General features: G+C 75.5%; 13 protein-coding genes. 6 read left to right on the forward strand and 7 right to left on the reverse strand.

Annotation, left to right across the window (positions count from 1 at the left end; genetic code table 11):
- Positions 1 to 134: 134 nt before the first annotated feature.
- The 5 genes from GY42_RS06485 to GY42_RS06505 are packed head-to-tail and all read left to right on the forward strand — an operon-like array spanning position 135 to position 8,199.
- Positions 135 to 1,661, forward strand: a complete 1,527-nt coding sequence (locus tag GY42_RS06485) for a cytochrome ubiquinol oxidase subunit I (protein WP_046528713.1) — start codon at positions 135 to 137, stop codon at positions 1,659 to 1,661.
- Positions 1,662 to 1,675: 14 nt separating this feature from the next.
- A complete protein-coding gene (gene cydB / locus GY42_RS06490) occupies positions 1,676 to 2,731 on the forward strand; it encodes a cytochrome d ubiquinol oxidase subunit II (protein ID WP_046528714.1) in 1,056 nt (351 codons plus the stop codon).
- 37 nt (positions 2,732 to 2,768) lie between these two features.
- A complete protein-coding gene (gene cydD, locus GY42_RS06495) occupies positions 2,769 to 4,550 on the forward strand; it encodes a thiol reductant ABC exporter subunit CydD (protein WP_082131385.1) in 1,782 nt (593 codons plus the stop codon).
- A complete protein-coding gene (gene cydC / locus GY42_RS06500; RefSeq protein WP_046528715.1) occupies positions 4,547 to 6,430 on the forward strand; it encodes a thiol reductant ABC exporter subunit CydC in 1,884 nt (627 codons plus the stop codon). Before cydD ends, cydC begins: the two co-directional genes overlap by 4 nt.
- 17 nt (positions 6,431 to 6,447) lie before the next feature.
- Positions 6,448 to 8,199 (forward strand): sensor histidine kinase, encoded by a 1,752-nt coding sequence (locus GY42_RS06505; RefSeq protein WP_052748242.1) that lies wholly within the window; start codon positions 6,448 to 6,450, stop codon positions 8,197 to 8,199.
- Between the two features lie 158 nt (positions 8,200 to 8,357).
- Here the strand turns inward: GY42_RS06505 and GY42_RS06510 are convergent, their stop codons facing one another.
- A complete protein-coding gene (locus tag GY42_RS06510; protein ID WP_046530638.1) occupies positions 8,358 to 8,984 on the reverse strand; it encodes a response regulator in 627 nt (208 codons plus the stop codon).
- A gap of 84 nt (positions 8,985 to 9,068) precedes the next feature.
- On the opposite strand from GY42_RS06510, the gene GY42_RS06515 reads away from it, so the two are divergent.
- Positions 9,069 to 10,013, forward strand: a complete 945-nt coding sequence (locus tag GY42_RS06515) for an NAD(P)-dependent oxidoreductase (protein WP_052748243.1) — start codon at positions 9,069 to 9,071, stop codon at positions 10,011 to 10,013.
- A gap of 12 nt (positions 10,014 to 10,025) precedes the next feature.
- Here the strand turns inward: GY42_RS06515 and mutM are convergent, their stop codons facing one another.
- The 6 genes from mutM to coaD all read right to left on the reverse strand — a co-directional run bounded on the left by mutM (position 10,026) and on the right by coaD (position 13,694).
- A complete protein-coding gene (gene mutM, locus GY42_RS06520) occupies positions 10,026 to 10,991 on the reverse strand; it encodes a bifunctional DNA-formamidopyrimidine glycosylase/DNA-(apurinic or apyrimidinic site) lyase (RefSeq protein ID WP_046528716.1) in 966 nt (321 codons plus the stop codon).
- 3 nt (positions 10,992 to 10,994) lie between these two features.
- Complete coding sequence (gene rnc, locus GY42_RS06525; protein ID WP_046528717.1) at positions 10,995 to 11,717, reverse strand: ribonuclease III; 723 nt, start codon at positions 11,715 to 11,717, stop codon at positions 10,995 to 10,997.
- 46 nt (positions 11,718 to 11,763) lie between these two features.
- Positions 11,764 to 11,961 (reverse strand): 50S ribosomal protein L32, encoded by a 198-nt coding sequence (gene rpmF, locus GY42_RS06530; protein WP_046528718.1) that lies wholly within the window; start codon positions 11,959 to 11,961, stop codon positions 11,764 to 11,766.
- A gap of 2 nt (positions 11,962 to 11,963) precedes the next feature.
- The gene (locus GY42_RS06535; protein WP_046528719.1) at positions 11,964 to 12,542 is read right to left on the reverse strand and encodes a YceD family protein; all 579 of its coding nucleotides are present in this window, start codon (positions 12,540 to 12,542) and stop codon (positions 11,964 to 11,966) included.
- A 154-nt stretch (positions 12,543 to 12,696) separates the two neighbouring features.
- Entirely contained in the window at positions 12,697 to 13,203 is a 507-nt protein-coding gene (locus GY42_RS06540) for a hypothetical protein (protein WP_046528720.1), read from the reverse strand.
- Positions 13,200 to 13,694 (reverse strand): pantetheine-phosphate adenylyltransferase, encoded by a 495-nt coding sequence (gene coaD / locus GY42_RS06545; protein ID WP_046528721.1) that lies wholly within the window; start codon positions 13,692 to 13,694, stop codon positions 13,200 to 13,202. Before coaD ends, GY42_RS06540 begins: the two co-directional genes overlap by 4 nt.
- Positions 13,695 to 13,749: the final 55 nt, after the last annotated feature.

Below are 13,749 nucleotides of genomic sequence, written 5' to 3' on the forward strand. Positions count from 1 at the left end.
CTGTCGGCCCGAGGCCTCCCGGCCTACGGTTCGAGGGGCAGGACTCGCACCCGGCGTGCGCACCGTCGCGGCCCCCACCGCGACCCGTCCGACCCCCGTCAGCCCGCCCGCCTCGCACCAGCACGGAGAACCGCGTGGACGTCCTCGACCTGGCACGGTGGCAGTTCGGCATCACGACCGTCTACCACTTCATCTTCGTCCCGCTGACGATCGGGCTCTCCCCGCTCGTCGCGATCATGCAGACCGCGTGGGTCCGCACGGGCAACGAGCGGTGGCTGCGGCTGACCAAGTTCTTCGGCAAGCTCCTGCTGATCAACTTCGCGATCGGCGTCGCCACGGGCATCGTCCAGGAGTTCCAGTTCGGCATGAACTGGTCCGAGTACTCGCGGTTCGTCGGCGACGTGTTCGGCGCGCCGCTCGCGATGGAGGCGCTCGCCGCGTTCTTCGTCGAGTCGACGTTCCTGGGCCTGTGGATCTTCGGCTGGGACCGCCTGCCCAAGAAGATCCACCTCGCGTGCATCTGGGCCGTCGCGATCGCGACGAACCTGTCCGCGTTCTTCATCCTCGCGGCGAACTCGTGGATGCAGCACCCCGTGGGCACGACCTACAACTTCGAGACCGGCCGCGCCGAGATGACCGACATCGTGGCGGTCCTCACCAACCCGACCGTGCTCGCGGCCTTCCCGCACACGATCGCGGCCGCGTTCCTCACGGCCGGCACGTTCGTCGCGGGCATCGCCGCCTGGTGGATGGTCCGGCTGGTGCGCCGCGGCGACATCGCCAAGGCGCGCGACGTCTACCGCCCCGCCGTCATCCTGGGCCTCGTGACGATGCTCGTCTCGGGCGCCGGCGTCGCGCTGACGGGCGACTGGCAGGCCAAGCTCATGTTCGACCAGCAGCCGGCCAAGATGGCCGCCGCGGAGGGCCTGTGCGAGACGCAGGACGGCGCGGCGTTCTCGATCCTCGCGATCGGCGACCTCACCAACGACTGCGACGGCGTCAAGCACCTCATCGAGCTGCCCGGGTTCACGTCGTTCCTCGCGACCGGCGACTTCAGCGCCCGCATCCGCGGCGTCGACGAGCTGCAGGAGCACTACACGCAGTGGGTCACGCAGTGGGAGCAGGACAACGGCGTCGAGGCGACGTTCGACCCCGCCGACACGCGCTTCTACCCCAACCTCGCCGTCACGTACTGGTCGTTCCGGCTCATGATCGGCTTCGGCGTCGGCTCGGCCGCGCTGTCGCTCGCCGCCCTGTGGCTGCTGCGCCGCAAGGGCTCGGTCACCGGCAAGCCGTGGTTCGGGCGGCTCGGCATCGCGGCGATCGCCACGCCGTTCCTCGCGTCGGCGTTCGGCTGGATCTTCACCGAGATGGGCCGCCAGCCGTGGGTCGTCGCACCGAACCCGAACAGCTCGGGCGTCGACGGCGTGTGGCTGCTGACCGCCCGCGGCGTCAGCGAGGTCGTCTCCCCCGGCATGGTCTGGTTCTCGATGATCGGCTTCACGCTGCTGTACGGCGTGCTCGCCGTCGTGTGGTTCCGGCTCATGAAGCGCTACGCCGTCGAGGGCGTCGCCGACACCGAGCACGACCCCAGCCCTGACAACCCCGACAACGCCCCCGACGCGGACGGCACCGACCGTCCCCTGTCCTTCGCGTACTGAGGAGAGCGGCCACCATGGACCTGTCGACCGTCTGGTTCCTCCTCATCGCCGTCCTGTGGACCGGCTACCTCGTCCTCGAGGGCTTCGACTTCGGCGTCGGCATGCTGCTGGCGATCTTGCCGAAGGGCGACAAGGCGCGGCGCGAGAAGGAGCGCCGCCTCATGATCAACACCGTCGGACCCGTGTGGGACGGCAACGAGGTGTGGCTCCTCACGGCGGGCGGCGCGACCTTCGCGGCGTTCCCCGAGTGGTACGCGACGCTGTTCTCGGGCTTCTACATCCCGCTGTTCATCATCCTCGTCGCCCTGATCGTGCGGGTCGTCGCGTTCGAGTGGCGCGGCAAGATCGACTCGCCCGTGTGGCGGGCCTGGGCCGACCGCGCGCTGATCTTCGGCTCGTTCGTGCCGGCCCTGCTGTGGGGCGTGGCGTTCGCGAACCTCGTGCGGGGCGTCGAGCTCGACGCGAACCACCAGTACGTCGGCGGGTTCTTCGCGCTGCTGTCGCCGTTCGCGCTGCTCGGCGGCCTCGTGACGCTGACGATCTTCCTGACGCACGGCGCGATCTTCCTGGCGATGAAGACCGACGGGGACGTGCGCGAGCGGGCCGGCGCGTTCGCGGCGCGCAGCTCGGTCGTGACGCTCGTCCTCGCGGGCGTGTGGGCCGTGTGGGCGCAGTTGGAGTTCAGCGGCAAGCCCTGGACGTGGGCGGCCGTCGCGGTCGCCGCCGTCGCGCTCGTGCTGGTCGTGGGTGCCACCCGCGTGCGCCGCGAGGGCATCGCGTTCACGGCCTCGGCCGTCGCGATCGTCGCGGCCGTCGTGCTGATCTTCGGCTCGATGTTCCCCGACGTCATGCCCGCGTTCGACGCGGCGAACTCGCTCACCGTCGACAACGCGTCGTCCACGGACTACACGCTCACGGTCATGACGTGGGTCGCGGTGATCCTCACCCCGCTCGTGCTGCTCTACCAGGGCTGGACGTACTGGGTGTTCCGCAAGCGCCTGACCGTCGAGCACATCCCGGACTCGATCGGGCTCACGTTCGACAAGGTCCTGCCGAAGACCCGCGCGTGACGCCGCCCGTGCGCCCGCTCGTGATCTCCTGGACCGCGTGAAGCCTCTCGACCCCCGGCTGCTGCGGTACGCACGCGCCGCGCGCGGGTACCTCGCGCTGACGGTCGCGCTCGGCGTCGTCACCGGCGCGCTCGTCGTCGCGCAGGCCCTGCTGCTCGCGCACGCGCTCGGCTCGGCCGTCGCCGACGGCGCGACGCTCCCCCGCGTGCTGCCGCTCGTCGGCGGCCTCGCGGGGGTCGTCGCGGTGCGCGCGCTCGTGGCCGGGGTGCAGGAGCGGTACGCGCACCGCGCCGCGACGCGCGCCGTCGCCGAGCTGCGCGAGCGCGTCGTCGCGCACGCGGCCACGGTGGGTCCCCGTCGCGCCGCGCCGGCCGACGGCGCGAGCCTCGTGACCCTCGCGACGCGCGGACTCGACGCGCTCGAGCCGTACTTCGTCCGGTACCTGCCGCAGCTCGTGCTGGCCGCGACGCTGACGCCCGCGACGCTGCTCGTGGTGCTGGGGCTCGACTGGATCTCGGCCGCGATCATCGCCGGCACGATCCCGCTCGTGCCGGTGTTCATGTGGCTCGTGGGCGTCATGACGCAGGGCCGCTCCGAGCGCGGCCTGGCGACCATGCAGCGGCTGGGCGCGCAGGTGCTCGACCTGCTCGCGGGCCTGACGACGCTGCGCGCGTTCGGCCGCGAGCGCGGGCCGGTGGCGCGCGTGCGGGACCTGGGCGACGCGCACCGGCGCGCGACCATGGGCACGCTGCGCGTCGCGTTCCTGTCCGGCATGGTCCTGGAGCTGCTGACGACGCTGTGCGTCGCGCTCGTCGCCGTCGCGATCGGCATGCGCCTGGTCTACGGGCAGATGGACCTGGTGACGGGCCTCGCGGTGCTCGTGCTCGCCCCCGAGGTGTTCAACCCGCTGCGCCAGGTCGGTGCGCAGTTCCACGCGTCGACCGACGGCGTGGCCGCCGCGGACCGCGCGTTCGCGGTCCTCGAGGTCCCCGTCCCGCCCACGGGCACCCGCCCCGCGCCGGACCTCGCGGGCGGTGCGGTCCGCGCACGCGGCGTCGCGGTGCGGGCGCGGTCGGGCTGGGCCCCGGCGCCCCTGGACGTCGGCCTCGCGCCCGGGCGCGTCGTCGCGCTGGTCGGTGCGTCGGGCGCCGGCAAGTCCACGACGGTCGAGGTGCTGCTGGGCCTGCTGACGCCCGACGCGGGGCGCGTCGAGCTGGTCGCCGCCGACGGCACCGCGACGGACCTGGCCGACGTCGACGTGCACGGCTACTGGCGCCAGGTCACGTGGCTGCCGCAGCGCCCCGTGCTCGAGCCCGGCACGGTGCACGAGGTCCTCGGCTCCCCCGACCCGGCCGACCGGGACCGCGCCGCCGCGCTCACCGGCCTCGACGCCGTGGTCGCGACGCTGCCCGAGGGCTGGTCCACCGCGCTCGGCACGGGCGGGACGGGGCTGTCGGTCGGCCAGCGGCAGCGCCTCGCGCTGACGCGCGCGCTGCTGCACCCCAGCCCCGTCGTCGTGCTCGACGAGCCGACGGCGCACCTCGACGCCGCCGGCGAGCGGGTCGTGCTCGCGACGCTCGCCGCGCTGCGGGACGCGGGCAGCGCGGTGCTGCTCGTCGCGCACCGCGCGTCGCTCGCGGCGCGCGCCGACGACGTCGTGCACGTCACGTCGGCCCCCGACCCGACGGGGTCGGACCCGCGCGGCGGCGCACCGTCGCCCCGGGACGTCCCGACCGCCCGCGGCGGGACCGCCGCGGGCGTCGCTCCCGCGCGCGCCACCGGGCCCGTTCCCACCGACCCGACCGGAGGGACCCGATGACCGCGCCCCCCGCGGCACCGACCACGGTCCCCGCGACCGCAGCCACCGCCGCACGGCCGCCGCGCGGGACGCTGCGGCGCGCGGTCGCGCTGCTCGAGGTCGACTCGCGCCGCGTCGCCCTCGCGGTGCTGCTGGGCACGCTCGCGCTCGGCTCGGCGGTCGCGCTGGCCGCCGCGAGCGCGTGGCTGATCGCGCGGGCCTCGCAGATGCCGCCCGTGCTCCAGCTCTCGGTCGCGACCGTCGGGGTCCGCGCGTTCGGCATCGGGCGCGGTCTCATGCGCTACCTCGAGCGGCTCGTCTCGCACGACGTGGCGCTGCGCGGCATGGCGACGCTGCGCACCACGCTGTACGACCGGCTCGCGGCCGGCTCGCCGCGCGCACTGCTCGCGGTGCGGCGCGGCGACCTGCTCGCGCGCGTCGGCGCCGACGTCGACGCGGTCGGTGACGTCGTGGTGCGCGGCCTGCTGCCCGCCGGCGTCGCGGTGACGCTGGGCGTCGGGACGTCGGTCGCGATGGCGCTGTTCTGGCCGCCGGCGGGGCTCGCGCTCGCGCTGTGCCTGCTCGCGGCCGGCGTGCTCGCGCCGTGGCTGGCGGCGCGCGGCGCCCGCACGGCCGAGGAGCGCGGCGTGGCCGCACGCGCGCGCATGAGCGCGGTGTCGCTGGGCGTGCTCGACGACGCGGGCCCGCTCGCGGTGTCGGGCCGGCTGCCGCACGAGCTGGCGGCCCTGCGTGCCGCGGACGCCGAGCTCGCGCGCGCGACCGACGCGGGCGCCCGTCCCGCGGCGCTCGCCGCGGCCGTGGGCCAGCTCGCGGTCGGCGTGGCCGTGCTCGCGGCGCTCGTCACCGGCGTGCCCGCGGTGCGGGCCGGGCTGCTCGCGCCCGTCGAGCTCGCCGTGGTCGTGCTGACCCCGCTCGCGGCGTTCGAGGCGACCTCGCTGCTGCCCGCCGCGGCGGTGCAGGTGCAGCGCTCGCGCGCGGCCGCGGCGCGCGTGCTGGCGCTGCTCGACGACGCCGCCACCCTCGCACGGGCGCGCGGCGCGGCACCTGACGCCCCCGTCGCCGCGACCGGCGCCCGCGGCACCACGCGCACGTCCGTCGACGACGACGCTGCCCCGGACCCGTCGGAGCGCGGACCGGTGCTCGTCGCGCGCGGCCTCGCGTGCGGCTGGCCCGGGCGCGGCCCGGCCGTCGCGGGCGTCGACCTCGTGCTCGAGCCCGGCGCCCGGCTCGCCGTCGCGGGCCCGAGCGGCGAGGGCAAGACGACGCTGCTCCTCACGCTCGCGGGCCTGCTGCCCCCCGTCGCCGGCACGGTGACCCTCGACGGCGTGCCGCTCGACCGCGCCGACCGCGCGGACGTCGTGCGCAGCGTCGTCGTGACGGGCGAGGACGCGCACGTCTTCGGCACGTCGGTGCTCGAGAACCTGCGCGTCGCGCGCGGCGACGTCACGCCCGAGGAGGCCACGGACGCGCTGCGGCGCACGGGGCTCGGCGCGTGGCTCGCCGGTCTCCCCGACGGCCTCGACACCGTCCTCGGCTCCGACGCGCGCACCGTCTCGGGCGGTGAGCGTCGCCGCCTGCTGCTGGCGCGCACGCTGCTCTCGGACGCCCCGCTGCTGCTCGTGGACGAGCCGGGCGAGCACCTCGACCCCCGTACGGCCGACGCCGTACTGGACGAGCTCTGGCACGCGCCGGCGACCCGCGAGGGGACGGCACGCGGCCTCGTCGTCGTGAGCCACCGCCTCGCACCCCTCGCCGCGGCCGACGAGGTGCTGTGGCTCACGGGTGGGCGGGTCGCGGCGCGCGGCACGCACGCGCACCTCGCGGCGCACGTCCCGGGCTACGGTGAGGCGGTGCGAGCCGAGCAGCGGGACCAGACGTGAACGAGCACCGGGGCGAAATGCGCGAGGTCACGGCGTCACCGCCCGTCGCGGGGGCGCCGTTCCAGCGCGGCGTGCTCGTCGACTCCCGCCCCACGCAGACGCCCCTGACGGGCGACGCGCTGACGGACCTGCTGAGCGCGATCCTCGCGGTCGCCGGGCAGCTCGACCTCACGACGGTCCTCGACCGGTTCGTGCAGGTCAGCGCCGAGCTCACGGGTGCCCGGTACGGCGCGATCAACGTGCTCGACGACCAGGGCGCGTCCACCACCTTCGTGTACACCGGCATCCCGACGGCCGTCGCGCGCATGCTGCGCCGCCCGCCGCACGCCGAGGGCGTGCTCGGGCAGATCCCCGTGGACGGTGCGCTGCGTCTCGACGACCTCACGCAGCACCGCGCGTTCCAGGGCTGGCCCGCCAACCACCCGCCGATGGGCTCGTTCCTCGGCGCGTCGGTGAAGGTCGGCGAGCACGTGTACGGCCAGCTCTACCTCTCGGAGAAGGTCGACGGCGGCTCGTTCACCGACACCGACGAGTCGATGGTCGTCGCGCTCGCGGCCGCCGCGGGCGTCGCGATCTCCAACGCGCAGCTCTACGCCGAGGCCGAGCGCCGCGAGCACTGGCTGCAGGCCGGGCAGGACATCACGACGATGCTCCTCGAGGGCGTCGACGAGGAGTCCGCGCTCGAGCACGTCGCGCGCACGGCCCGCGAGGTCGCGGGGGCCGACACCGCGGCGCTCGCGCTGCCGGGGCTGGGCGGCGAGCTCTACCTCGAGCTCGCGGACGGCTACCAGGCCGACGTGCTCACGGGGCTCGTGATGCCGCGCGGCGGGCGCGCGTGGACCGTCCTCGAGGAGGGCCACGGCCTGCTGACGCCCTCGCTGAGCGCGTCCCGGACCGTCAAGCTCGAGGAGATGCGCGCGTTCGGGCCCGCGATGTTCGCGCCGCTGCACTCCTCGGGGCGCGGCGTCGGCGTGCTGCTGCTGCTGCGCCGCATCGGCCGGACCCCGTTCGACGAGGGCGACCTCGCGACCGCCGAGTCGTTCGCCGCGCAGGCCGCGCTGGCGTACGTGCTCGCCGAGGCGCGGCACGCGCAGGACCTCGCGGCGCTGCTCGACGAGCGCGAGCGCATCGCGCGCGACCTGCACGACCTGGCGATCCAGCAGCTCTTCGCGACGGGCATGCAGCTCGAGACGGTGCGGCGCCGCTCGGCGCGCGGGGTCGACGCGCACGAGCTCACGAGCATCGTCGAGGAGGCCCTCGACAACGTCGACAGCTCGGTGCGCGAGATCCGCCAGATCGTGTACGCGCTGCGCGACCCCGACGCGGCGACCGGCCTCGTCGAGCGGCTGCGCCGCGAGACGTCGCTCGCGCGCACGGGCCTGGGCTTCGCGCCGTCGCTCGTGCTGTCCCTCGACGGCGAGGTGCTCACGCCCGGCGACGGCGAGGGCGAGGACCGCATCGACGAGCGCCTCGAGCAGGAGCTCACCGACGACGTGGTCGCCGTGGTCCGCGAGGGGCTGGCGAACGCCGCACGCCACGCGCACGCGTCCTCCGTCGGCGTGTGCGTGAGCGTGCGCGGGTCGGGGCACACGGGCTCGGTGACGGTCGACGTCGAGGACGACGGCGTCGGGCTGCCGGCCGACCGCGAGCGCAGCTCCGGCACCGGCAACCTCGCGTCGCGCGCGCGGCAGCACGGCGGCGCGTTCAGCCTCGGCGTCGCCCCCAGCGGCAAGGGCACCCTGCTGACCTGGCAGGCCCCGCTCGCCTGACGGGTCGCGGGCGCCGACGACGCCCGCGTGGCGCGACGACGTGCCGGGCGGCGTCGCCCGGCACGTCGTGACGTCGCAGCGGTGTCGTGTCGCAGACGCGTGACGTCGCCGTGCCGGGAGTCCGGCAGGGCGCGGCGTCGGCGGGGTGGACCGGCGGCTCAGTGGCCGGGCTCGGCCCGCCAGCCGGAGTTCTTGCGGGACGCGACCCACGCCGCGACCTGCGTGCGCCGCTGCAGACCCATCTTGGCCAGCAGCGACGTGATGTGGTTCTTCACGGTCTTCTCGGCGACGCCGAGCCGCTCGGCGATCTCGCGGTTCGACAGGCCCTCGCCGATGAGGTCGAGCACGCGCAGCTCGCTGGGCGTCAGGCTCTCGGTCGGGTCCTCGTGGCCGGCGCGCCGGCGCGCGACCGTGCGGTCGTCGAGCAGCGTGCGACCCGCGGCGACCGCGCGGATCACGTCGGTGATCTCGGCACCGCGCACGCTCTTGAGCAGGTACGCGGACGCGCCCGCGTCGAGCGCGGCGGCCAGCGCGTCGTCGTCGTCGAACGACGTGAGCACGATCGCGCGCGCGGTCGGCAGCGTCTCCTTGACGGCGCGCATGAGGTCGATCCCGGTGCCGTCGGGCAGCTGCAGGTCGACGAGCATGACCTGCGGGCGCACGAGCGTGGCGCGGCGGACGCCGTCGGCGACCGACCCCGCCTCGGCGACGACGGTCATGCCGTCGGTCCGCTCGACGACCTCGGCGATGCCGCGGCGGACGACCTCGTGGTCGTCGACGATCATGACGGAGATGGGCGCCGTGCGGGCGCCCGGACCGGGCGCAGGCGTCGACTGGCTCGTGGCTGACACGATGGCATCGTATCGACCGTGACCACGATCCTCGTCCCCCGGACCGTCGACGGCGTGCCGCCCGTCCCCGACGGCGTGCGCGTCGTGCCCTACGACGTCGACGCGCCCCCGCCGCCCGCGGCGGCCGACGCGGACGCGGTGGTCGTGTGGGGCAACCCGGCCGACCGCCTCGCCGAGCTGGCCGCGGCGGCCCGGCGCGTGCGCTGGGTGCAGACGCTCGCGGCCGGCCCGGACGCCGTCCTGGCCGCGGGCTTCGGGCGGGACGTCGTCGTCACGAACGGCCGCGGGCTGCACGACGCGACGGTCGCCGAGCACGTGCTCGCGCTGACCCTCGCGTGCGTGCGCCGCGTGCCGGAGCTGCTGCGCGCGCAGGCCGAGCACCGCTGGGCGGGCGAGCTCGGCGGCCTGCAGCCGCTGCACCCCGCCGGGGAGGTCCGCACGCTCGTCGGCGCGCACGTCACGGTCTGGGGGTTCGGGTCGATCGCCGCGCGCCTCGCTCCCCTGCTGGCGGGGCTCGGGGCGCACGTGACGGGCGTCGCGACCACGCCCGGCGAGCGGCACGGCTTCCCCGTCGTCACGCCCGCCGCGCTGCCCGACGTGCTGCCGCGCACCGACGTCCTGATCGGGCTGCTGCCCGCGCTCGACGCGACCCGCCACGCGATCGGACCGCGCGTGCTGGACCTGCTGCCGTCGCGCGCGTGGGTCGTCAACGCGGGGCGCGGCACGACGCTCGACGAGGCGGCGCTGCTCGCCGCCGTGTGGGCGGGCGCCGTGGCGGGTGCGGCGCTCGACGTGTTCGAGACCGAGCCGCTGCCGCCCGGGTCGCCGCTGTGGGACGAGCCGCGCGTGCTCGTCAGCCCGCACGCCGCCGGGGGCCGACCCGTCGGGTGGCAGGACCTCGTGGCGGACAACGTCGCGCGGTTCGTGGCACGCGAGCCGCTGCGCAACGTCGTCACCCGCTGAGGGACGTGCCGCTCAGGTGCGACGTGCGCGCGGCCGCGGCTGGCACACCGGGCACGTGAACGACGACCGGTTGGCGAACGCGTCGCGGCGCACGGGCGTGCCGCAGCGCCGGCACGGGCGGCCCTCCTGGCCGTAGACGGCCAGGGAGCGGTCGAAGTACCCCGAGGCCCCGTTGACGTTGACGTAGAGCGCGTCGAAGCTCGTGCCGCCCTGCGCGAGCGCCTCGCGCATGACCTCGGCGGCGGCGTCGAGCAGGCGTCCGACGTCCGCACGGCGGGCCGTGGCGGTGGGGCGGGCACCGTGCAGCCGCGCGCGCCACAGCGCCTCGTCGGCGTAGATGTTGCCGACGCCCGACACGAGCGTCTGGTCGAGCAGCGCGCGCTTGAGCTCGGTGCGGCGCGCCCGCACGGCGTCGACGAGCGCGGGGCGGTCGAGCGCGGGGTCCAGCAGGTCGCGCGCGATGTGCGCGACGGGCAGCGGCACGACCGCGCGGTCGGACCCGAGCCCGCCGGGGGCGCCGTCCGGCGTCGCGACGAGGTCCGGCACGGCGAGGTGGCCGAACGTCCGCTGGTCGACGAAGTCGAGCGCCGAGCCGTCGTCGAGCTCGAACCGCACGCGCAGGTGCGGGTGGTCGACCCAGCCGTGCGGCCCCGGTGCCGCGACCGGGTCCGCGACGGCGCCCTCGCCGGCGTGCGCCGCCGGCCCGCGCACCAGCAGCTGCCCGCTCATGCCGAGGTGCGCCAGCAGCGCGTCGTCGCCGCGCCCGGCGCCCTCGTCGAGCAGCAGCCACAGGAACTTGCCGCGCCGCACCGCGGCCTCGAACCGGCGCCCCGTCAGCCGGGCGGCGAAGTCGGACGGACCGCCGTCGTGGCGGCGCACCGAGTAGTCGCGGTGCACGCGAACGGCCTCGACCGTGCGGCCCAGGACGTGGCGGGCCAGACCGTCACGGACGGTCTCGACCTCGGGGAGCTCGGGCACGCGTCAGCGGACGTCGGCCGTGCTGCCGGCGTCCTGGGCGTCGCGCAGCTCGGACAGCGTCGCGTAGGCCGCCGCGGCGGCCTCCTGCTCGGCGATCTTCTTGGCGCTGCCGGTGCCGCTGCCCCGCACCTGACCGCCCACGACCGCGTGCGCGGTGAACGTGCGGGCGTGGTCGGGGCCCTCGCCGGTGACGTCGTACGACGGCGCGCCGAGGCCGAGGTGGGCCGACAGCTCCTGGAGCGACGTCTTCCAGTCGAGCCCGGCGCCCAGCCCCGCGGCGGCCGCGAGGGTCGGGCTCACGAGACGGTCCACGAGCTCGCGCGCCGTCTCGAGGCCGTGCGACAGGTAGACGGCGCCGAAGAGCGCCTCGAGCGTGTCGGACAGGATCGAGTCCTTGTCCTTGCCGCCGGTCGCGAGCTCGCCCTTGCCGAGCAGCACGAAGTCGCCGAGCTCGAGGTCGCGCGCGACGTGCGCGAGCGCGCGCTGCGACACGGTGGCCGCACGCATCTTCGCGAGGTCGCCCTCCGACTGCGCGGGGTACGTGCGGTACAGGTGCTCGGTGACGACGAGCCCCAGGACGGTGTCGCCCAGGAACTCGAGACGTTCGTTGGTCGGGATGCCCCCGGCCTCGTGCGCGAACGAGCGGTGCGTCAGGGCGAGCACGAGAAGCTCGGGGTCCAGGTGGACCCCGAGCTTCTCGAGGAGCGACTGCGCTGCCGTGCTCACGCGACGCCGGTGTCGACGGGTGTGCCGGTCATCGTGGCCGCGAGGGTCAGACGGCCTCGTGCTCGCTGCGCACGGCCTCGACGTAGCGACGGCCGTTGTACGCACCGCACGTCGGGCACGCCACGTGCGGGCGCGTCTGCGACTTGCACTGGGGGCAGGTGGTGAGCGTCGTGGCAGTGGTCTTCCACTGCGACCGACGCGCACGGGTGTTGCTGCGCGACATCTTGCGCTTCGGAACCGCCACGGTCAGCTCTCTCTCTTCTCGTCGTCAGAACCCGCCAGGCCGCCGAGGGCCGCCCACCGGGGGTCGATCAGGTCGTGCGCATGGTCCGGGTCGTCCGCGAGCCGTGCACCGCACTGCGAGCACAGACCCGGGCAGTCCGGCCGGCACAGGGGCCGGAACGGCAGCGTCGGGACGACCGAGTCCCGGAGCGCGGGCTCGAGGTCGACCAGGTCGCCCTCCAGCTCACGCACGTCCTCGTCCTCGTCGTCCCCGCTCGCGACCGCGGCCTGCGCCCGCTCAGGGTAGACGTACAGCTCCTGGATCGGTGCATCGACAGGCTCGACGACCTTCTCCAGGCACCGCACGCACTCCCCGACGGCCTCGCCGCGGATCGAACCGGTGACCAGGACCCCCTCCATGACCGCCTCGAGCCGCAGGTCCAGCTCGAGGTCGCTCCCGGAGGGGATGCCGATCATGCCGCTGCCGAGCTCGTCGGGGGCCGCGACCGTGCGCTGCACCGTCCGCATCGATCCCGGACGTCGGCCGAGCTCGTGGGTCTCGAGCACGAACGGCGAGCGGGGATCGAGGTGGGATGGGCGCACGGTCCGTTCCCCTCGTTCCCGGCCGTGCCCCGCGGGTGCGCGGCACGGCTGTTGTGGCGACATGACTGACTCGGCCCGCGCCCACGACAGGCAGGACCAGCGGACAACTGTACGGCACCCGCGAGCCCCGCCCAAACGGCCGGTGCGCGTCGGGTCAGACCGAGGCGGCCCCGTCACCGGGTGCGAGCCGCCCGGCGAGCTTCGCGCGCCCGGCCTGCACCTGCGACAGCACCTTGCCCAGGTCGATCTCGAAGTCGGCGAGCCGCCGGTCGCAGTAGTCGTCGGCGTCGCGGCGCAGCCCCTCGGCGGTCTCCTGCGCCTCCGCGACGATCTGCGCGGCCCGCTCGCGGGCCTGCGCCACGACGCTCTCCTGGTCGACCAGCTCGGCCGCGCGCGCCCGCGCCCGGGCGAGCACCGCGTCCGCGTCCGCCTGGGCCTGCGCACGCGCCGCGTCCGCGTCCGCGAGCACCTCGTCCGCGCGGTGCAGCTGGGCCGGCAGGGCCGCGCGCACCTCGTCGACCAGCTCGAGCAGCTCCGCGCGGTTGACCAGCACCGACGAGGACATCGGCATCGCGCGCGCCTGCACCACCGCCTGCTCGATCGCGTCGAGCACGCCGCCGACGCCCTCGACGCGCTCCTGCGTGTCGTCCTGCTCCGTCATCGTCCGTCCTCTCCCCCGGCCGCGAGCGCGCGGCGTACCGCCGCCGCGACCGCCGGCGTCACCATGTCCTCGATCCGCCCCCCGTGCCGCGCCACGTCCTTGACGAGCGACGACGCGACGTGGGCCAGCGCCGGGTCGCCGAGGACGAAGACCGTCTCGACCCCCGACAGGTGCCGGTTCATGAGCGCCATCGCGTGCTCGGCGTCCAGGTCGGCCCCGCTGCGCAGCCCCTTGACGACGGCGCTCGCACCGACGTCGCGCACGAGGTCGACCAGCAGGCCGCTCGTCGCGACGACCCGCACGCCGTCGAGGTCCGCGAGCGCGTCGGCCGCGAGCGAGACCCGCTCGTCCGGCGTCAGCAGCGCACGCTTGGACGCGTTGTGGGCGACGGCCACCACGACCTCGTCGAACATCGACCGCGCGCGGCGCACGACGTCGGCGTGGCCGAGCGTGATCGGGTCGAACGACCCCGGGCAGACCGCTGTGCTCACGGACGCCAACCTACGTCACGCACCCGTCACCGACCGGCCGCGTGACGCACCGGCG

Source organism: Cellulomonas sp. FA1, assembly GCF_000986825.1.
Classification (GTDB): Bacteria; Actinomycetota; Actinomycetes; order Actinomycetales; family Cellulomonadaceae; genus Cellulomonas; species Cellulomonas iranensis.